Annotated in this window: 20 protein-coding genes; 11 read left to right on the top strand and 9 right to left on the bottom strand. The window is 71.2% G+C overall.

Annotated elements, in window-relative coordinates; genetic code table 11:
* The first annotated feature begins 42 nt into the window (after positions 1-42).
* The 9 genes from ACZ6MA_RS10335 to ACZ6MA_RS10295 all read left to right on the top strand — a co-directional run bounded on the left by ACZ6MA_RS10335 (position 43) and on the right by ACZ6MA_RS10295 (position 8,766).
* On the top strand, positions 43-1,242 hold the full coding sequence (locus tag ACZ6MA_RS10335) for a cytochrome P450 family protein (protein ID WP_469432643.1): 1,200 nt from the start codon (positions 43-45) through the stop codon (positions 1,240-1,242).
* A gap of 191 nt (positions 1,243-1,433) precedes the next feature.
* The gene (locus tag ACZ6MA_RS10330; RefSeq protein WP_469432642.1) at positions 1,434-2,183 is read left to right on the top strand and encodes a GntR family transcriptional regulator; all 750 of its coding nucleotides are present in this window, start codon (positions 1,434-1,436) and stop codon (positions 2,181-2,183) included.
* A gap of 251 nt (positions 2,184-2,434) precedes the next feature.
* Entirely contained in the window at positions 2,435-3,448 is a 1,014-nt protein-coding gene (locus tag ACZ6MA_RS10325) for a sugar ABC transporter substrate-binding protein (protein WP_469432640.1), read from the top strand.
* Entirely contained in the window at positions 3,445-4,497 is a 1,053-nt protein-coding gene (locus ACZ6MA_RS10320) for an ABC transporter permease (RefSeq protein WP_469432638.1), read from the top strand. Before ACZ6MA_RS10325 ends, ACZ6MA_RS10320 begins: the two co-directional genes overlap by 4 nt.
* Positions 4,494-5,318, top strand: coding sequence for an ATP-binding cassette domain-containing protein (locus tag ACZ6MA_RS10315; protein WP_469432637.1), 825 nt, complete (start codon positions 4,494-4,496; stop codon positions 5,316-5,318). The genes ACZ6MA_RS10320 and ACZ6MA_RS10315 overlap by 4 nt, the downstream gene beginning before the upstream one ends.
* Positions 5,319-5,843: 525 nt before the next feature.
* Positions 5,844-6,962, top strand: coding sequence for an ROK family glucokinase (locus ACZ6MA_RS10310; RefSeq protein ID WP_469432636.1), 1,119 nt, complete (start codon positions 5,844-5,846; stop codon positions 6,960-6,962).
* A gap of 5 nt (positions 6,963-6,967) precedes the next feature.
* Positions 6,968-7,528: a hypothetical protein gene (locus ACZ6MA_RS10305; RefSeq protein ID WP_469432634.1), complete on the top strand. Its 561-nt coding sequence runs from the start codon at positions 6,968-6,970 to the stop codon at positions 7,526-7,528.
* 439 nt (positions 7,529-7,967) lie between these two features.
* Positions 7,968-8,210, top strand: coding sequence for a hypothetical protein (locus tag ACZ6MA_RS10300; RefSeq protein WP_469432632.1), 243 nt, complete (start codon positions 7,968-7,970; stop codon positions 8,208-8,210).
* 1 nt (position 8,211) lies between these two features.
* Positions 8,212-8,766, top strand: coding sequence for a Clp protease N-terminal domain-containing protein (locus ACZ6MA_RS10295; protein ID WP_469432631.1), 555 nt, complete (start codon positions 8,212-8,214; stop codon positions 8,764-8,766).
* Between the two features lie 76 nt (positions 8,767-8,842).
* On the opposite strand, the gene ACZ6MA_RS10290 is transcribed toward ACZ6MA_RS10295, so the two are convergent.
* From ACZ6MA_RS10290 to ACZ6MA_RS10260, 7 genes are all read right to left on the bottom strand, one after another.
* The gene (locus tag ACZ6MA_RS10290; protein WP_469432629.1) at positions 8,843-9,829 is read right to left on the bottom strand and encodes an SDR family oxidoreductase; all 987 of its coding nucleotides are present in this window, start codon (positions 9,827-9,829) and stop codon (positions 8,843-8,845) included.
* Positions 9,826-11,205, bottom strand: a complete 1,380-nt coding sequence (locus ACZ6MA_RS10285; protein WP_469432627.1) for an FAD-dependent oxidoreductase — start codon at positions 11,203-11,205, stop codon at positions 9,826-9,828. The genes ACZ6MA_RS10290 and ACZ6MA_RS10285 overlap by 4 nt, the downstream gene beginning before the upstream one ends.
* The gene (locus tag ACZ6MA_RS10280) at positions 11,202-12,227 is read right to left on the bottom strand and encodes a spirocyclase AveC family protein (protein ID WP_469432626.1); all 1,026 of its coding nucleotides are present in this window, start codon (positions 12,225-12,227) and stop codon (positions 11,202-11,204) included. Before ACZ6MA_RS10280 ends, ACZ6MA_RS10285 begins: the two co-directional genes overlap by 4 nt.
* A gap of 52 nt (positions 12,228-12,279) precedes the next feature.
* On the bottom strand, positions 12,280-13,053 hold the full coding sequence (locus tag ACZ6MA_RS10275; RefSeq protein WP_469432624.1) for a UbiA family prenyltransferase: 774 nt from the start codon (positions 13,051-13,053) through the stop codon (positions 12,280-12,282).
* Between the two features lie 401 nt (positions 13,054-13,454).
* Positions 13,455-13,841, bottom strand: a complete 387-nt coding sequence (locus tag ACZ6MA_RS10270; protein WP_469432622.1) for a hypothetical protein — start codon at positions 13,839-13,841, stop codon at positions 13,455-13,457.
* Positions 13,838-14,398, bottom strand: a complete 561-nt coding sequence (locus ACZ6MA_RS10265; RefSeq protein WP_469432620.1) for a Gfo/Idh/MocA family protein — start codon at positions 14,396-14,398, stop codon at positions 13,838-13,840. The genes ACZ6MA_RS10270 and ACZ6MA_RS10265 overlap by 4 nt, the downstream gene beginning before the upstream one ends.
* A gap of 121 nt (positions 14,399-14,519) precedes the next feature.
* The gene (locus ACZ6MA_RS10260; protein WP_469432618.1) at positions 14,520-15,344 is read right to left on the bottom strand and encodes a VOC family protein; all 825 of its coding nucleotides are present in this window, start codon (positions 15,342-15,344) and stop codon (positions 14,520-14,522) included.
* Between the two features lie 310 nt (positions 15,345-15,654).
* On the opposite strand from ACZ6MA_RS10260, the gene ACZ6MA_RS10255 reads away from it, so the two are divergent.
* Both ACZ6MA_RS10255 and ACZ6MA_RS10250 read left to right on the top strand, forming a co-directional pair.
* Positions 15,655-16,683, top strand: coding sequence for a helix-turn-helix transcriptional regulator (locus tag ACZ6MA_RS10255; RefSeq protein ID WP_469432616.1), 1,029 nt, complete (start codon positions 15,655-15,657; stop codon positions 16,681-16,683).
* 302 nt (positions 16,684-16,985) lie between these two features.
* A complete protein-coding gene (locus ACZ6MA_RS10250) occupies positions 16,986-17,933 on the top strand; it encodes a PLL family lectin (protein WP_469432615.1) in 948 nt (315 codons plus the stop codon).
* 221 nt (positions 17,934-18,154) lie between these two features.
* Here ACZ6MA_RS10250 and ACZ6MA_RS10245 read toward each other — a convergent pair whose 3' ends face one another.
* Positions 18,155-18,511: a hypothetical protein gene (locus ACZ6MA_RS10245; protein ID WP_469432614.1), complete on the bottom strand. Its 357-nt coding sequence runs from the start codon at positions 18,509-18,511 to the stop codon at positions 18,155-18,157.
* 13 nt (positions 18,512-18,524) lie between these two features.
* Positions 18,525-19,385, bottom strand: a complete 861-nt coding sequence (locus ACZ6MA_RS10240) for a leishmanolysin-related zinc metalloendopeptidase (protein WP_469432612.1) — start codon at positions 19,383-19,385, stop codon at positions 18,525-18,527.
* Between the last annotated feature and the right edge of the window lie 468 nt (positions 19,386-19,853).

Raw genomic sequence — 19,853 nt, 5'->3', positions numbered from 1 at the left:
CCCGATATGGTGAGGACCCGGTCAACCGAGGAGGGTCCACCCATGGGGACAGGTACGGGAGAAATAGTCGATCTGGCGGGAATGGGCGAGGAGTTCGCCCGCGATCCGTACCGCGTCTACGCGCGGCTGCGCGCGTTAGGCCCGGTGCACCGGGTGCGGATGCCGGAGGGCGCGGACGCCTGGCTCGTCGTCGGTCACGACGAGGTGCGCGCCCTGCTCAACGACCCCCGGCTGTCCAAGGAGATCCGGCACGCCGGCGAGGACTTCTCCCTGCCGTTCGTGGCCGCGGGCCCGCACATGCTGAACATGGACCCGCCGCACCACACCCGGCTGCGCAAGCTCGTCACCAAGGAGTTCACCCCCCGGCGGGTCCAGGCCATGGCCCCCCGGGTCCAGGAGATGACCGACGAGCTGATCGACGCGATGCTCGCGGCCCCCGGCCGCCGGGCCGACCTGGTCGACGCGCTGTCCTTCCCGCTCCCCATGGGCGTCATCTGCGAACTGCTCGGCGTGCCGTCCCTCGACCGGGAGGCCTTCCGCGGCTGGTCGAACACCGTGGTCGGCTCCGCGCCGCCGCAGGAGAAGCGGACCGCGGCGGCGGAGATCGCCGCCTATCTCGCCGAGCTGGTCGCCGCCAAGCGCCGGGACCCCGGCGACGACCTGCTGAGCGCGCTGATCCGCACCACCGACGAGGACGGCGACCGGCTCTCGCCCGAGGAACTCCTCGGCATGGCCTGGATACTGCTCGTCGCCGGCCACGAGACGACCGTCAACCTCATCTCCAACGGCGTGCTCGCGCTGCTCACCCACCCCGCCCAGCTCGCGGACCTCCGGGCCGACCTCGGGCTGCTGGACAACGCCGTCGAGGAGATGCTGCGGTACGACGGACCGGTCGAGACGCCGACGTTCCGTTTCGCCACCGGACCCCTGGAGGTCGGCGGCACGCCGATCCCCGAGGGCGCGCTCGTCCTGCCCGTCCTCGCCGACGCCGACCGCGACCCCGCCCGCTTCCCGGAGCCGGACCGCTTCGACATCCGCCGTGACGCACGCGGGCACCTCGCCTTCGGGCACGGCATCCACTACTGCCTGGGGGCTCCGCTGGCCCGGCTGGAGGCCAAGATCGCCGTCCGGTCGCTCCTGGAGCGCTGCCCGGACCTCGCTCTGGACACCCACCCCGCCGCGCTGTCCTGGCGGCAAGGCCTCCTCATCCGCGGCCCGCACCGGCTGCCCGTCAGCTTCTGACCCGGCGGGCCGTCAGCCCGGCGGCGGGCCCCCGGGGCCCGTCCCCGGACGGCCCGCCACGGCCCCGCGGGCCTCATCCGTGGGTGTGCGTCCCGGCCGCCATGATCACCCTCCGTGCCGGCCTCCAGGCATGTCCGGACAACCGGATCTCCGGACTATCCGTCATCCGGTCCTACGGCTACGCTCCCTCCGTGGCGAAGCAGCAACCTCTCCAGTTCACTCTCGACCGCGGCAGCCCGGTCCCGCTCTACTTCCAGCTGTCCCAGCAGCTCGAAGCCGCGATCGAGCAGGGCAAGCTCGCCCCCGGCAGCCTCCTCGGCAACGAGATCGAGCTGGCCGCGCGGCTCGGGCTGTCCCGGCCCACCGTCCGGCAGGCGATCCAGTCGCTCGTCGACAAGGGCCTCCTGGTGCGCCGCCGCGGGGTGGGCACCCAGGTGGTGCACAGCCAGGTCAAGCGCCCGCTGGAGCTGAGCAGCCTCTACGACGACCTCGAGGCGGCCGGCCAGAAGCCCGCCACCCGGGTGCTGCGCAACACCGTCGAGCCCGCCACCGCCCAGGTCGCCGCCGCACTCGGGGTCGCCGAGGGCGCCGACGTCGTGCGCGTCGAGCGGCTGCGTCTCGCGCACGGCGAGCCCATGGCCCATCTGTGCAACCACCTCCCCGTCGGGCTGCTCGACCTCGGCGGCGACGTACTGGAGGGGACGGGGCTCTACCGGCTGATGCGCTCGGCCGGCATCACGCTGCACAGCGCCCGGCAGACCGTCGGCGCCCGGGCCGCGACCGCCGAGGAGGGCGAACGCCTCGCCGAGCCGACCGGGGCGCCACTGCTCACGATGCAGCGGACCACTTTCGATGACACGGGTCGCGCGGTGGAATTCGGATCACACCTCTACCGTGCCTCGCGCTACGCCTTCGACTTCCAGCTCCTCGTCCGGCCGTGACCTCCGTCCGCCGAAAAAGCGGAGCTCATGGCTCCGTTAAGGGGTCAGTTCGTCAGAATGTTCTGACAAACTATTGACGCGGTGTGGCGCCCGCCACTAGAACTCCTGCCACACGGAAACAGCCCCGCGAGGGACCCCGGCGAAGCCCCGGCGGTCGGCGGTGACGGATGGTGACGGATACTTGGGCGGTTGGGCCCGCGGGAACGGGGTCCGGCCGCACCGTGACAGACAGTGAGAAGGGGCAAGTCCTCGTGGCAAGGGTTCGGACAGGCGTACGTGCGGTGAGCGCCGTGCTGGCAGCGGTGCTCGGCGCCACCTTGGCGGGGTGCAGCGCCACGGGCGGCAAGCGCGCGGAGGAGCGGGCGGCGGCCAGGGCCGGCCAGGGGCGCGCCGCGGTCGACACGCCCCGCTGGACCTTCGCGATGGTCACCCACTCGGGTGATGGCGACACCTTCTGGGACATCGTCCAGAACGGTGCCAAGCAGGCGGCGGTCAAGGACAACATCAAATTCCTCTACTCCCACGACGTGGAGGGGAACAAGCAGGCCCAGAACGTGCAGGCCATGATCGACCAGAAGGTCGACGGCCTGATCGTGACCCTCGCCAAGCCCGACGCCATGAAGGACGTCATCGCGAAGGCGAAGAAGGCCGGCATCCCGGTGATCACGGTGAACTCGGGCTCCGAGAAGTCCAAGGAGTTCGGCGCGCTCACCCACATCGGCCAGGACGAGACGATCGCGGGCGAGGCCGTCGGTGACGAGCTGAACGCCCGTGGCCGCAAGAAGGCCGTCTGCGTCCTGCACGAGCAGGGCAACGTCGGCCACGAGCAGCGCTGCGACGGGGTGAAGAAGACCTTCAAGGGCGAGCTGCAGAACCTCTACGTCGAGGGCACCAACATGCCCAACGTGCAGTCGTCCATCGAGGCGAAGCTCCAGTCCGACAAGGACATCGACGCGGTCGTCACCCTCGGTGCCCCCTTCGCGCCCACCGCGGTGAAGGCGGCCGAGCAGGCCGGCAGCAAGGCCGAGGTCGACACCTTCGACCTCAACGCCAAGGTCGCCGACTCCCTCAAGGACGGCACCCTCGGCTTCGCCGTCGACCAGGACCCCTACCTCCAGGGCTACCAGGCCGTCGACCTGCTCTGGCTCTACCGCTACAACCGCGACATGCTCGGCGGCGGCCGCCCGGTGCTGACCGGCCCGCAGATCGTCACCAAGGACGACGCCAAGACCCTGGCCGAGTTCACCAAGCGGGGCACGCGATGAGCGCGCCCGCGACGGCCCCCGCCCAGGACGCGCCCGGCGAGCGGCCGGCCCGGCGCTCGCAAGTGCGCCGGCTCCTCGGCCGCCCCGAGCTGGGCGCGGTCGTCGGCGCGCTGGCGGTCTTCGTCTTCTTCTCGACCGTCGCCGACAGCTTCCTGCGGGCGTCCAGCCTGTCGACGGTGCTCTACGCGTCCTCGACCATCGGCATCATGGCCGTCCCGGTGGCGCTGCTGATGATCGGCGGCGAGTTCGACCTGTCGGCCGGTGTGATGGTGACCAGCGCCGCGCTGGTCTCCTCGATGTTCAGCTACCAGATGACGGCGAACGTCTGGGTCGGCGCCGGTGTCTCGCTGCTCACCATGCTGGCCGTCGGCTTCTTCAACGGCTTCGTGCTCACCCGCACCAAGCTGCCCAGCTTCATCATCACGCTGGCCACCTTCCTGATGCTGACCGGGCTCAACCTGGGCTTCACCAAACTCATCAGCGGCACGGTCTCCACCAAGACCATCGGCGACATGGAGGGCTTCGACTCCGCCCGCGCGGTCTTCGCCTCGCACCTGACGATCGGCGGCGTCGACCTCCAGGTCACCATCTGGTGGTGGCTCGGCCTGGTGGCCCTGGCCACCTGGGTCCTGCTGCGCACCCGCATCGGCAACTGGATCTTCGCGGTCGGCGGCAACGCCGACGCCGCGCGGGCCGTCGGCGTGCCCGTCAAGGGCACCAAGATCGGCCTGTACATGGCGGTCGCCTTCTGCGCCTGGGTCTCCGGCCAGCACCTGCTGATGTCCTACGACGTGGTGCAGTCCGGCGAGGGCGTCGGCAACGAACTGCTCTACATCATCGCCGCCGTCATCGGCGGCTGTCTGATGACCGGCGGCTACGGCTCGGCCGTCGGCTCCGCCGTCGGTGCGTTCATCTTCGGCATGACCAGCAAGGGCATCGTCTACGCCCAGTGGGACCCGGACTGGTTCAAGTTCTTCCTGGGCGCGATGCTGCTGCTGGCGACGCTGCTGAACGCCTGGGTTCGCAAGCGGGCGGAGGCGACGAAATGAGTGCGCTGGTCGAGCTGAAGGACGTCAGCAAGTTCTACGGGAACGTCCGCGCCCTCGAAGGGGTCTCCCTGGAGGTGCACGCGGGTGAGATCACCTGTGTGCTCGGCGACAACGGCGCCGGCAAGTCCACCCTCATCAAGATCATCGCGGGGCTGCACCAGCACGACGCCGGCACCTTCGAGATCGAGGGCGAGGAGACCCGGCTCGGCTCGCCCCGCGAGGCCCTGGACCGCGGCATCGCCACGGTCTACCAGGACCTCGCGGTCGTGCCCCTGATGCCCGTCTGGCGGAACTTCTTCCTCGGCTCCGAGCCGACGAAGGGCGTCGGCCCCCTCAAGCGCCTCGACGCCGCGCGGATGCGCGAGACCACCCGCGCCGAGCTTCTGCGCATGGGCATCGACCTGCGGGACGTCGACCAGCCCATCGGGACGCTCTCCGGCGGCGAACGGCAGTGCGTGGCCATCGCCCGTGCCGTCTACTTCGGCGCGAAGGTCCTCGTCCTCGACGAGCCGACGGCGGCGCTCGGCGTCAAGCAGTCCGGTGTGGTCCTCAAGTACGTCGCGGCGGCCCGGGACGCGGGCCTCGGCGTGGTCCTGATCACCCACAACCCGCACCACGCGTATCTCGTCGGCGACCGCTTCGTCCTGCTCAAGCGCGGTGCGATGGCCGGCAGCCACGCGAAGTCCGAGATCGCCCTGGACGAGCTCACCCGCCAGATGGCGGGCGGCAGCGAGCTCGAACAGCTCAGCCACGAACTGTCCAGGGCCCCGGGCCCGGACGTGATCGGCGGCAAACCGGTCGCCTCCGGCGAGGGTGCGTAGGCGCCTGCGGCGCGGCTTGTACGCCTTCAGCGGCGCGGCGGCGTCCTCAATCGCCGGACGGGCTGGTTGTGCGGTGTCCTCAGGCGCCGGACGGGCTGCTGTGCTCTGTCCTCAAACGCCGGACGGGCTTGGTTTGGCTGAGGTCGTCCCCATCAGCCCGTCCGGGCCGGTTGCGGCTGAGCCCAGCCACTTCAAGCCCGTCCGGCGCTTGAGGACGCGCCCGCAGGGCGCTCAGCCGCCGCAGACGGCAAGACGGCCCGTCTGGCGACGACCCGCCGGCCAGGCGAGAGGCAGCCACGGCCGCCCGGTAGCCGAAGACCCGCCGGCCAGGAGAGCAGCCAAGCCCGCCGCAGGCGATGCGGTACGGAAGCCTCCCGTGAGGCACAATCGGCGACGACGGGCTGCCCCGTCATCCACCCGTAGGCCAGAGGCCAACCGCCTCTCCGAGACCCCGCAGGGACGACGACTCGTGCGAGCACGCCCCCGTACACCCGCCGGAGGCCACGCCGTGGCGGAGGTGCAGCCATGAGCATGTACCGAGACCTCCACCGGGGTACGGCGAGAGCGACCGTGCTCCGCACGGTGGGTACCCGCGAGCGGCGCTCGCACCTGACGGCGCCCCGTGTCCCCACCGTCGGCATCGACATCGGCGGAACCAAGGTGATGGCGGGCGTCGTCGACGCCGACGGCAACATCCTGGAGAAGATCCGCACCGAGACGCCGGACAAGTCCAAGAGCCCCAAGGTCGTCGAGGACACCATCACCGAGCTGGTGCTGGACCTCTCCGACCGGCACGACGTGCACGCCGTGGGCATCGGCGCCGCCGGCTGGGTGGACGCCGACCGCAACCGCGTACTGTTCGCCCCGCACCTCTCCTGGCGCAACGAACCGCTGCGGGACCGGCTCGCGGGCCGGCTCGCCGTCCCCGTCATGGTCGACAACGACGCCAATACCGCCGCCTGGGCGGAATGGCGGTTCGGGGCCGGCCGGGGCGAGGACCACCTCGTGATGATCACCCTCGGTACCGGTATCGGCGGGGCGATCCTGGAGGACGGCCAGGTCAAGCGCGGCAAGTACGGGGTCGCGGGCGAGTTCGGCCATATGCAGGTCGTTCCCGGCGGCCACCGCTGCCCCTGTGGCAACCGCGGCTGCTGGGAGCAGTACAGCTCCGGCAACGCCCTCGTGCGCGAGGCCCGTGAGCTGGCCGCCGCCGAGTCGCCCGTCGCGTACGGCATCATCGACCGCGTCGGCGGCAACATCTCCGAGATCACCGGCCCGCTCATCACCGAGCTGGCCCGCTCCGGCGACGCCATGTGCGTGGAGCTGCTCCAGGACATCGGCCAGTGGCTCGGGGTCGGCATCGCCAACCTCGCCGCCGCCCTCGACCCGTCCTGCTTCGTCATCGGCGGTGGCGTCAGCGCCGCCGACGATCTGCTGATCGGCCCCGCCCGCGACGCCTTCCGCCGCCACCTCACCGGCCGCGGCTACCGCCCGGAGGCCCGTATCGTCAAGGCACAGCTCGGCCCCGAGGCCGGCATGGTCGGTGCCGCGGACCTGGCCCGGCTCGTCGCCCGCCGCTTCCGCCGGGCCAACCGCCGCCGCGTCGAGCGCTACGAGCGGTATGCCCAGGCGGGCCGCGGGTGATCACGATGAACCCCGAGCGCACGGCGACAGCCGATCCGGAGGAGCCGGGCGGCTCCCGCCCCAGGCACCGCTGGCTCAAGCCCGTCATCGTCTTCCTCCTCATCGCCATCCCGGCCGGCTATCTGTACATCTCCGCGATGCAGAGCCGCGGCGGCAACGGCGACAAGCAGGAACAGGCGGCCGCCACCGGGCTGGAGGAGGGCTGGCCGTCCCGGCTGCAGCGCCGGATCTACGGTGTCACCGTCCCGTCCGAGTCCGAGGGCGTCGCGCACTTCGAGACCAACGCGTGGAAATCCAGCTCGCTGTACCTCCAGTTCACCACCACGCGCGAGGGCTTCGAGACCTTCCTCACGAACGCCGGCACCAGCCCCGACGACCTCAAGGATGGTGACGTCACCATCGACGAGGACGACGCGGACGAGGTCGACTGGGAGTTCGGCGAGGGCCACCACTGGGCGGGCACGGTCCGCGAGCAGGACAAGCCGCAGCCGACGCTGGAGATCACGGCGAACCTGGACGATCCGGAACGGCCCAAGGTGTACGTCGTCTCGACGACGACCCCCTGACCCCCCCCGGGACACACCCGGCCCCGGCCGGGCGAGCGCGTGTTTCCGCTCAGCGGGGCATGCACCGCCCCAGCTCCCGCGCCCTCTCCCGCAGGCCCGCCGCCCAGGCTCCCCCTTCCGCCGACGCGGACATCCCTTCCTCGGCCCGCCCTCTCGCCTCGCCGTCTCCAGCCCACCCCCGTTGCTTCCCGGGCTGGAGACGGCGACGCGAGGGGGCCGGTCTTCTGTCGCCGCCCGGTGACGTGAGCACCGGGCCGCTGTCCACCTGAAGTTCAGCCGAAGGGCATGCCACCGGTCCAGGGTTTCCCAGCCCCCTCGGCCATGGGGAAAACGGGAAACCACGACTGACCTGCGCAGACACAAAGGGGGCCAGGCCCCCTCCTCTCACCTCTGTCAGGGTTCCTTGACAAGCGCCAAGCGTCAGGGCAACCTGACGAACATGGGAGCTGAGGACACACCGGCCTCGCTGGCCGGACAGGTCACCGACAAGGACCCCGCGGTGGGGCTGCGGGCCGTCGTCGCCCTGCGCCGCCTCCTGGAAGAACTCGAACGGGTCCACGTCGACCACGCCCGCGACCAGGACTGGTCGTGGCAGAGCATCGCCACGGCGCTGGACGTCAGCCGGCAGTCCGTGCACGAGAAGCATGCGGGCAGGCGCAAAGCCGAAGGCAAGGAGAAATAGCGTGTTCGAATTTTTCACCGACCGCGCGCGGCACGCCGTGACGCTGTCCCAGGACGAGGCGATCGCCCTCGGCCATGACTTCATCGGTACGGAACACCTGCTGCTCGGCCTGGTCGGCACCGACCGGAGCACGGCCGGGGACGTATTGCGCGAGCGGGGCGTCGAACTCGCGCGAGCCAGGGAGGTGACCACACGCGTCCTGGAGGCCGCCGGTATCGCCGCCACCGGCGGACAGCCCGCGAAGGACGCCCTGGCGTCCCTCGGTATCGACGTCGAGGAGATCCAGCGCCGGGCCGATGACAACTTCGGCCCCGGTGCCTTCCAGTACCCGAGGCCCGCCTACGCCCCGGATGCCAAGAAGGCACTCGAACGCACCCTGAGCGAGGCGCGCGCACTGGGCCGGGAGACGTTCGGTACCGAACACATCCTGCTCGGCATGCTGGCCGCGGGAGAAGGCCGCGGCCTCGATGTGCTGGCGGCCCTGGAAGTGGACGCCGACGACCTGCGCGCGGCGGTACTGGCCCGCGTGTCCACCGACGCCGAGGACGCCTCGTAGCGACGGTTTGCGAGTACGCGGGTGCCGCCCGCCCGCGAAGCCGGGCGGCACGGCCGTCTTCACCAGGGGCCCCGGATCAAGGGCTGGCGGAACTCGCGTCCACAGGGCCGGTTTCGTGGTCCGCCCCTACGCGGGCTCCGCGCGGTGCGGTGCCCGTCAGGAGGGCCCGGGTGAGCGCGCCCCACTGCGGGGCGGGCAGGGTGCGTGCGGCGACGGCTGCGAGGCGGGCGTGTCCGGTCACGAGCCGGCGGCGTGCGGGCCGTTTCGCGGTGAGCGTCCGTTCGATGTGTGCGGCTACCCGCTCGGGGTCGACGCAGGCGAGGGCGAGGAGCGCCGCACCCCATCGGGCGGTCCCGGACAGGCCGTTCCTTTCGACCGGGGTGGCGTTCAGTCGCCGGTCGGTGTCCTGGAGGAGGGCGCGGAAGGTCCGCACGGCCCCTCGGTAGGGGTCGTCGGATGCGGCGAGACGGTCGGCGGTGGTGGCGCTGTGTGCGGCGCCGGTGAGGAACGCGGTGCGGGTGAAACCCGGTTCGAGGACACTGACGTCGATACCGAACGGTTTGACCTCTGCGCTGAGGACTTCGCCCAGGACGGCGGCTGCGGCTTTCGTCGCGGTGTAGCCGCCGAGCAGGGGTACGGGGAAGCGGGTTCCCATGGAGCCGATGATGACGATGCGGCCCTGGCCCGCGGCGCGCATGCCCGGCAGGACGAGTTGGGTCAGGCGTAGAGGGCCGACGACGTGTACGTCGAACTGGTCGCGCAGTGCGCCGGGGGTGAGGTTCTCAACCGGCCCGACGTGGCTGGTGCCGGCGTTGTGCACCACCGCGCCCACCTGCCCGTGCTCGGTCTCGATGGTGTCGACCGCTTCGCTCATGGACCTCTCGTCGGTGACGTCGAGAAGTACGGTACGGCAGCCGGCCGCGTGCAGGTCCGGGGTGTGGGCGGGGTCGCGGACGGCCGCGTAGACGGTCCACCCGTGGTGGGCCAGGCGCACGGCGAGGGTTTTGCCGATGCCGCTGGAACAGCCGGTGATCAGGACCGGTCGGGAGCGGGTCGGGGTCACGGGTTCCTCCGTGGAGTGGTCGGTGAGCGCAGCACGGTGGCCAGTACGCGGGGGGTCAGCAGAATGGCGGGGCCCTTGAGCATGTGCTGGACGAGGACGAAGCGCCGGTAGAGGTCAGGGTTGTGGGGAATGTGCGCCAGTACTCGGGCGAGGTACCAGCGCACGGCCCGGGTGAAGGGGCCCAAAGTGGTGTCCTGCCAGCCCAAATCGCTGCTGGTGGCGAATAGCCAGGGCAGTCGGACGCCGCGGGCGGCACGCCGTTGGAAGTCGCGTGCGGCGCCGTCGAGGCGACCGCCGGCGCGTCGGGTGCGCAGCAGGTCCCCCAGGACGGTGGCCTGGATGGCCGCGACGGTCATGCCCTGTCCGTAGACGGGGTTGAACGTGCACAGTGCGTCCCCAAGGGCGATCAGGCGTTCGACGTGGCGGGCCTTCAGTCGGTCGTAGCGGTGCCAGCGGTTCGCCAGGTTGGTGAACCGCCGTACGGGGGAGAGAGGTTCGCCCAGGCGTATCGCGTCGGCGACATGGGGATTGCCCAGTTCGGCTGCGAAGGCTGCGAACTCATCCGGCGCGCTGGGCGGGAGGTCGCCGGCGGCGCCCATGAGGGAGACGATCCAGCGTCGGCCGTCGACCGCCGCGACCGCGCCCCCGCGGGGCACGTCGGGTGCGTAGGTCATCTGCAGGGTGCACACCCACTGCGGCGGAGGTGAGGCCGGCTGGGCGTAGAGACGCGAGGCGTAGGCGTAGTGGGCGTCGACGACGCGGGTCGCGGGTTTCGTCCAGCCCGATTCGGCGAGCCAGCGGGGCACCTGGGACGAGCGGCCCTGGGCGTCGATCACCAGGTCCGCCGGGATCGTTGCCGGCTCGGTCGCCGCGGCGGGCGTGGGCACGGCGGGACGCACGAGGACGCCGTTCACTGCTGTGCGGGCGGGTGCGGCGGACAGGCCGCATACGAGATGGCCGTCGAGGAGGGTGATGTGCGGGTGGGCCAGGACCCGTGCCCGGATCCGGTCTTCCAGCGCGGTGCGGCTGAAGGACTGTGCCTGGACGCCGGTCTCGTTCCGTGGGGTCCATCCGGCGGGTGTCAGCACGGGGAAGGCCGCACCGAAGTCGAATACGGGTGCTCCGGCCTGCCGCAGTTCTTCGCGCAGCCCGGGAAAGAGGTCCTCCAGGATCCGGGCGCCGCGCGCCAGCATGCCGTGCACGTGATGGGCCTGCGGGATCCCAGGACGCACGCCGTGACCGTCGGAGAGGCGGTCGCGTTCGATGACGGTGACCCGGTCGAAGAACCCGGCGAGTACGTGCGCCGTGACCAGGCCGGCGAATCCGCCGCCGCAGATCACGGCGTGACCGAATCCGGCGGCCGGTTTGCCGGTCACCGGTCCGCTCCTTCCGCCGACGGCGCGCGGGGCGGGCGGCCCGGTGCGGGACAGCCGGCGCTCGAAAGGTGGCTGGGCCGGTCCTGGCCCACCGGATCACCGTGCAGGGAAATGGTGTTGAAGAGCAGGGCATAGGACAGGAACAGGAAGTTCAGCACACCCGCGACCGCCAGGACCCGCAGGGTCCCGGCCACCCGTGGCGGCAATCCGGTCTCGTCGCGCTCGATCGCGGACCGGCCCTCGGCGTCGCGGAAGAACCGAAGCGAGCCCGCCACCCCCCACACGGAGCCCAGCAGTACGGCTTCGTACAGCGGGAACTGGTACGGCCGGCCGGGCCACAGGGTGAGGGCGCCCACGGTGCCCGGGTAGGAGATCAGCCCGGTCAGGAGCAGCGCCGACTCGCACACCAGGTCCAGGACCATGCCGGTCAGGACGGCCACCGCGATCAGCGCGGGGCGCGAACCCAGGCCGGGCAGACGCGCGCACCGGCGCAGGACCGCGCAGATCACCACGGCGGTGCACAGGCCCAGGAGCGGGAAGAGCGTCGAGGTCAACAGCAGCGGTGCGGGTGTGCGGTCATCCCCCCGGCTCACCCAACCCGGCACCTGCGGAGCCCAGGAACTCAGGTTGACGAGGTAGGAGCTGTAGAAGAAGTCCGCCCGCCACAGCACCGGCATGTGGTCCTGCCAGTAGACCAGGAACCATCCGCCCAGCAGCAGTGCGTCGAACGACAGCCGGTGCCGGGCGCGGCAGTCGCGGGCCACTCGCACCAGGCACCAGGCGAATGCGCACGGCACCAGGACCTGGAACAGCCACGCCCACACCCGCACCCCGCCAGGCACCGGGTCGGCCCCGGTGCCCACGGGTGCGGGATCCCCCCGCAGCAGCCAGGCCGTGTAGACGTACAACTGCAGGAGCACGAAGGCGGCGCCGAGCAGAGCCCACCACAGGACCGGCCGCGACATCAGGGTCCGCAGCCCGAGGGGCCCGGTGGGAGGGGAGGGGGTGCCGGTGGTCGTCACGGAAGAGCTCCATTCGGTGAGTCCGACGGTCACGCCGCGGCATCCCGTGTCCTCATGCCGAGAACGCCGGCCCGCACAGCAGCCAGCACCACGCGCAGCAGTACAGCTGGTAGGTCACCGCGTCCTGGTGCGGGCTGCGCAGCACCCACAGGCGAGTGGCGACCAGCAGGCATCCGAGGGCCAGCACGGCGAGCCAGACGGCCACCGGGGTGGTGATACCCGGTGCCGGAATCCACAGCGTGGCGCACGGCACGAGGACGAGCGCCAGGCCCCCCACCGCCCGCACCACGGGCCCGCCCACGACCATCGGCAGCGTCCGGCGGCCCACTGTCGTGTCGCCGGGGACGTCCCGCAGGTCCTCCACGAACCCGGTCAGCCAGTACGCGGCGCCGGCGACCACCCAGTACCAGGCCGTGGGCGTCAGCGGGCCGGCCAGTTGCCAGGCCGCTCCCAGCAGTGCGAAGGCGCCCCCGACGATCGCGGGGTTCTTCACGAACCACCAGCGCATCAGGTTCTCGTACGTACGCACCCCAACCAGCAGCACCCACAGGACCGTCCAGGGCAGCACCCCCCACACCTGCCCGGCCAGCAGGAACAACACGACCACCAGCACGAGGCGGTGTGTCGTCCCCCGCACCGTGGCCAGCCCGCGGGGGAGAGGGCGATACGGCTTGTTCGCGCGGTCCTCCTCCACACCGATCAGCTGGTTCGACAGGGTGTGCACGGACAGGAACAGCCAGAAATAGACCAGGCTCTTGACCAGCAACCACGCCAGACCCGATGTCGGCTGATGCAGGCTCCGCCACGCCGCTACCGTGAAAAGCACCCCTGGCACCACCGCGGCCGGCAGGTCCACCACGTTGAACCGCCAGCTGAGCACCACCTCGGACCTGAGCCCGTACCAGCAGCGCTGGAATATCCTCAGAGCCGTTCGCCGCCGCGGCTGTCCGGCTTCGGCTGACCCGTCCTCCAACACGAACCTCCCGAAGCGCGCTCTCCGGCACTGCCTCGGGCCACCGGCGCCGGCGGCCCAGGACAGGAACGGGCACAGAGTCAATCCCCAGGGTCACAGCGCTTCATGTGCCGAGACACCAGTGCGAGTCGGCGCACCGCCCGAGCCGGAAGATCGCTGACGGGCGGCGGCTGACCTGCCGTCGGAGAGGCCGTACAGGCCCGGTTTCCGCCCCCGGGCGGCTGGCGGCCCCAGCCCGTCCCGGGGGCGGTGGTTCAGCGCGGGCTGTTGACCTGCCGGTCGAGGTCGAGGGTGAGCTTCAGAGCGTCGAGCACGCTGTCCGGGGCGATCCGGTTCTCGGCCTTGCCTTCCACGACGTCCATGACGTGGCTGATCATGGCGGTGTACTGGTCGGCGGGCGGCAGTTCGCGTTCGTGGGCGCCGTCGGCGGTGTAGGCGGTGAGTGTGCCGGTCGGCTTGCCGTCGAAGCCCATCGTGGAGGAGGCGTCCAGCACGCCGTGTTCGAAGGTGGCGGTGTAGCCGCCACGGGCACCCCACGCCTTGGGCATCAGAGAGGAGAGGGAGCTGCGGGCCACCGCGCCGTCGAAACGGAAGGCCGCGTCGATCGCCCCGGAGTCCTCGTCGCGTTCCACGGTGGTCACGGACAGCCCCTTCGGCAGGCCGAGGGTGCGGGTGATGATGTCATGTCGCTGTGCAGCGCCTCCAGCGGCAGCACCTTCAGTCCGAGCGAGGCGCCCGGCCACAGGTGCGCGGTCGCATTCCACAAGGTGAGCTGCTCCAGCCGCCCATAGGTGTTCTCGCGTACCGCGTCGAACAGGGCCTGATTGGCGGGGATGAACCGCTCGAACATGTCCACGAACACATGCTTGTCGCTGTGCGCGGCGGCCTCGGCGACCCGCTTCGCGTCGTCCAGGTCGTCGGCCAGCGGGAGTTCGACCAGCGTGTGCTTGTCCGCCTCCAGGGCGCGCAGGACGTACGGGGCGTGCAGCCGGATCGGCAGGCAGATGTCCACCAGGTCGAACGAGGCGTCCTCGAAGGCGGCGTCCATGTCGGTGGAGGAAGCGAAGCCGAACCGGCCGGCCACCTTCGCGGTCTTGTCCGGGTCGCGGCCGAACATCACCACGTCCACGTCGTCACGGGCGGCGTAGACGGCGGCGTGCGCCTGTCCGAAACCGGTCCCCAACAGTGCGATCTTCATCAGTATCCCTTTCGGATGTCAGTGAGGTGGCCGAGCCCGCGGACAACGGGCTCGGTCTAGGTGTCGTCGGTCGCGTTCAGGAGGGCGCGGGTCGCTTGCCCAGCGCCGCCCGGCCCGGGGGTCAGGCGGCTTGGGCGGGCGGGGAGAACAGTCCGAAGCGGCGCCCGTGGGGGTCGCCAATGCGGGCGCGTACCGGGCCACCCGGCGCGAAGGTGGGTGGCTGCTCCACGGTCGCGCCTTTCTCGCGTGCCGCGTGGGCGGTGCCGGCCGCGTCGGTGACCAGGAAGGTGGGCATGACGTAGTCGGCCGCGCCGATCCGGCCGCTGTAGTCCCACAGCAGGCCGGAGGGGTGCTCGGCTCCCGGCCCGTGGACGGTCCGGCAGGGCACACCACCGATGGTTCCGGCCTCCTCGAAGCGCCAGCCGAAGCCGTCGGTGTAGAAGGCGGTGGTGGCCTTCGCGTCGGTGGTGGCGATCTCGAAACCGGCCATCGCCCCCGGCGGCGGGGTGAAGGCGGCCTGCCGCATGTACTCCTCCGTGCCGGCGATCCGCTCCTCGAACCGCTGCGAGGTGGACCGGGAGAACAGGGAGAACAGATTGCCGCGCGGATCGGCCAGGCGGGCGAAGACCGTCACGTCCGCCACCTGCGTCGTCGGCACCACGACCGTGGCGCCCAGCGCGGTGAGCCGGTCCACGTCCTTCCGAACGTCGGCGGACAGGATGGAGAGGTTGATCACCTCGCCGTCGGTGTCGCCCTGCTGGATCGCGCCCATCGGCCACGGTGCGCCCGGGGCGAGGATGCGGGTGTAGGTGCGGCCGTCGACGGACGAATCGGGGTCGACTTCGAAGCTCCAGCCCAGCAGCGGGCCGTAGAAGCCGGTGACCGTCTCGGGGTCGGTGGTGCCGATCTCGAACCAGACGACCTGGCCGGGAGCCATGAAACTCATCAGAAAACAGTCCTTTCCTTCGCTCCGCCCCTGGTGAGAGGCGGAGGGTGTGTGGGGCCTCCGGTGTGCTTCGAGTCCGGCGGGCACCCGGTGGCCCGGCCCCGCGACAGGGTCATCCGGGTGACACGCCTGCGTCAGGAAGCCGGGACCGGCTCCATGAACGAGGCGATCAGCACCACGGCCAAGGCCGCCCGCCGGCGCGGATCCACCACGTCCAAGGTGTTCTGAGGGGTTTTGTTCTGAGACATGCCCTTCACGTTAGGGGGCTTTTAGGACAAACCATGTCCGTAAAGACGGGCACTCTGAACGCATGACGAGTGACCTTCCCGCCCGGATGCTCCGGCTGCTGTCCCTGCTGCAAACCCGCCGCGAGTGGTCGGGCGCCGAACTCGCCGACCGCCTCGGCGTCACCGGCCGCACCGTCCGCCGCGACATCGACCGCCTGCGCGAGCTGGGCTACCCCGTCGAAGGCACCACCGGCCACGCCGGCGGCTACCGGCTCGCCTCCGGCACCGCCATGCCGCCCCTCCTCCTCGACGACGACGAAGCCACCGCCACCGCCGTCGCCCTGCGCACCGCCGTCGGCCACCTCACCGGCATGGAGGAGACCGTGCTGCGCGCCCTGGCGAAACTCGAACAAGTCCTGCCCGCCCGGCTGCGCACCCAGGTCGCCGCCCTGCAGCAGACCACCGCCGCCATCGACTGGGAAAGCCGCGGCCCGCGCGTCGACCCCGAACTGCTCGCCCTGCTCGCCGTCGCCTGCCGCGACCACGAGATGATCACCTTCGACTACACCACCCGCGGCGCCACCACCGCGGCGCCCCGCCGCGTCGAACCCCACCACCTCGTCTCCTCCGGCGGCGCCTGGTACCTGCTTGCCCACGACACCGGCAAGGACGACTGGCGCATCTACCGCCTCGACCGCATCACCGCCCCCACGCCTCTCCGGCACCGCTTCACCCCCCGTCCGGTCCCCGGTGGCGACCCGGCCGCCTACGTCGCCACCAAGATCGCCACCGCGCCCGCCCGCTACCGTGCCGTCGCCACGGTCCACGCACCGGCCGAGACCGTCCGCCGCCGCACCGGGGCCCTGCCCGACCGCGTCGCGCCCATCGACGAGGACTCCTGCACCGTCGACTGCTCCGGCAACCACCTGCCCCACATCGCCCAGCACCTCGCCGCCCTCGACGCCGACTACACCCTCGACGCCGACCCCCAGGTCACCGCCTACCTGCGACACGCCGCGGAACGACTGCACCAAGCGGCCACATCCCGGGCCGGCCGCCGGGCGCGATCCGACGGGAGGCACGCCTCTCCGCGCGGCGATCGCTACGAATGACCGGTTGCGAGAGGAACCGGGCGGCCGCGGCCGGCGTACGTCCCCTTCGGATCGGGCCGCGCGGCCGCGAGGGCGCCGGCCCAGGGGCAGGTCTCGGCATCGAGGGTGGGCCGGTAAGCCGTCCGGCTCCCGCCCTGTCTGTCGCGGGCCCGGCGCAGTAGTGTGCGGGCCGCGTCTCCACCGGGTTCCGCGGGTCCATCGGCTCACGTACCTCCCTGTTACCGATCGCAGTGCTCTCACTGCGCAGGAAGGGCAGTCACATGAGGACGAGACACAGACACACGGCCCGTACGCTCCGGCTGGTGGTCGTTGCCATGGTCACGGCGGTGGTGGCGGTCTTGCCGGGGGCCGGGCCGGCCGCTGCCCGTACGGGGCCGGCCGCGCCGTTCGCCGTGTTCGGGTCGTCGATCGCCGCGGCCCGTAACGCCGACGGGCGCCTGGAGATCTTCGGGACGAACCCCGGGGACGCGATCTACCACCGCGGCCAGACCAGTGCCGCCGGCGGTGTCTGGACGGGCTGGGAGCAGTTCGACGGGGCCCTGCGCGCCGTGGCGTCCGAGACGAACGCGGACGGGCGCGTGGAACTGTTCGGCGTCAACGGCGCGGGGAACATCTACCACCGCTGGCAGACGTCGCCCGGGGCCGGATGGTCCGGGTGGGAGCAGTTCGACGGGAACCTGACGTCGATCGCCGCGGCCCGCAACGCCGACGGACGCCTGGAGATCTTCGGCTCCAACGGCGCCGGGTACATCTACCACCGCTGGCAGACCTCCATCGGTGGTCCGTGGTCGGGCTGGCAGCAGATGGACGGCCTGCTGACCCAGGTCGCCGCCGAGACGAACGGCGACGGGCGGCTGGAACTGTTCGGTGTCAACAGCGCCGGCAACGTTTTCCACCGCTGGCAGCTCGGACGTCCCGGCGGCGCCTGGTCCGGGTGGGAGCAGTTCGACGGAAACCTCTCGTCGATCGCCGCGGCCCGTAACGCCGACGGGCGCCTGGAGATCTTCGGGACGAACAGCGCCGGGAACATCTATCACCGCGCCCAGACCCGGATCGGCGGAGGCGACGGCTGGGCCGGATGGGCACAGATGGAGGGCGGTCTGACCCAGGTGGCCGCCGAGACCAACGCGGACGGGCGTGTCGAGCTGTTCGGGGTGAACAGCGGCGGCCGGGTCTACCACCGCTGGCAGAGCGCCATCGGCGGGCCCTGGTCGAACTGGGCCCAGTTCGACGGCATCCTCCGGGGCTGACGGCCCGTCACCCACCGGACCGTGCACCGCGCCGGGCTGCCTTCCGGGCAGCCCGGACCACGCGTGATCGCCTGCCGCTGGGCCGGGGCCTTCGCGCCTCCGGCAGGAGCCGGAGAAGCTCTGTCAGGCCGATCGCGATCGGGGCAGGCCGTTCGGGGCCGGAGCCACACCGCCGTCACGGCAGGAGAATGGCGTGCCCCGCCGGCGCATGCGCCACCCGTTCACCCGTCGTCCTGGGGCGGTCTCCCCACGCTCGCCCGGTCGACGGAGACGTACAGGCCGCTTCCGGTGACCACCCGGCACCGCTCGCCCTCCTCCCGGAGGACGACCACGGGCGTCCCCGCGGTCAGGGTCCCGTCGGGTTGCGGATGCGGCTCGGTCCGGTCGAACCAGTACGGCTGGTCCTGTTCGAGAACGTGGCCGAACCGGTTGGGCGCGGGCCGTACGACATGGTCACGGGGAACGAGCGCCTCGGCGCCCAGGACGGTGACGTCCGGCCGCAGGACCACGTACGGCTCTCCCTCCTCCGGCGCGGCCCCGCGCCCGTTCTTCGCGTGACGCTTCCGCTCACGGCTCATCGGTGAGCTTCCCTCATGCGGCGGTGACCAGGCTGTCCGAGGGCAGTACGGTCGGAATGGTGGGCAGCACGATGCCGACGTCGATGGGGGCGATGTGCGTCCGCAGCCGGCCCTCCTCGGCGAGCGCCAGGAGGCTGGGCAGGCTGTAGTCGTCGGCGGCCTCCAGGTCCACCACGTAGCCGAGGTCCTGCAAACCCCCCACCGTCATACGGCTCAGCGGATTGGGCGCTTCCTTGACGAACCCGGTCATCAGCTCGTTGGCGAACACCTTTTCCCTCCAGTGCGCGTCGCGCGTGCCCGGCTGCCCCTCGTTCTCCACCGGTACCGGCTTGAGCTGGTCCGCTCCCCTCAGCTTCCGGTATTCCTCCTGGGCCTGCTGACCACGGAAGACGGGATTGTCGCCGCCGACGCCCTGGACCAGCCCCTTCTTCAACGCGGGTGTGGTGACGAGGCCGACGACGTGCCCCATCTCGTGGGTGATCACATCCACCAGTGTCCCCTTGGCCTGCATGCTGGCCAGGTCGTCCTTGTCGAAGGCCATGATGCCCGTCGCGGGAAGGAACTCCCCGGGTCCGCCGGCCGGTCTGAGCAGCCCCGGTCCCGCCTGCCCCAGGATGACTCCCGGTCCGTCGATGGTCGCGCCCTGGGCCCGGATCAAGAGATCGTCGATGATCCTGCCGTTGACGTTCACGTCCGGCAGATCCCCCACGATGACCTTGGCCCAGCGGTCCGCCGCGGTGGCGAACGCGGCCTTCTGGGCCTCGTTCAGACCGCCGAGGAATTCCACCTCGATCGTGTACGGGGACGTGGTCGAGGCGAGTTCGCGGGCACGCGCCTCGTCGGCTCTCGCGCAGTAGGTCTCGTATTCAGCCATGATCTCCCTCCTCCACGAAGGGCCTCCGCGGCCGCACCGGAACACCACGGGAGAAGCCCTGCGGAAACAGGGGGCCGTGCGGGGAGTCGTCCATGGAGATCGCTATGGGTGCCTCATGCAGGGCAGCTCTCAACAGGTCCCGACCGGACTTCGGCAGGTCCCGGCACATCGCGCGCATCGGCTCTACGGTGTGTAGTCCGCTGACCGGCGGCCTTCGATGCTGCCCGAGCAAGGTCGGGTCGCCGCCCAGTACTTACTACGCTACGCTCCCTCGCCCACGTATCAACCCAGGGGAGGCCGGAGTCGAGTTGGCCGCCGCCCCGCCCCGACGGGGGAACCGTCCACCGTCGACACGCTCCGCGTGCGGGGGCCGCCCCCGGCCACGACGCGGCCGATATGCCGCCAGGAATCGGAACGCCCCGACGTGGCGGCCTGCCTGACGCACGGAGCCGTCGTCTGCTCCCTGTG

This window comes from Streptomyces sp. NPDC042259, from assembly GCF_055582085.1.
This window is presented reverse-complemented; position numbering and strand designations above follow the sequence as displayed.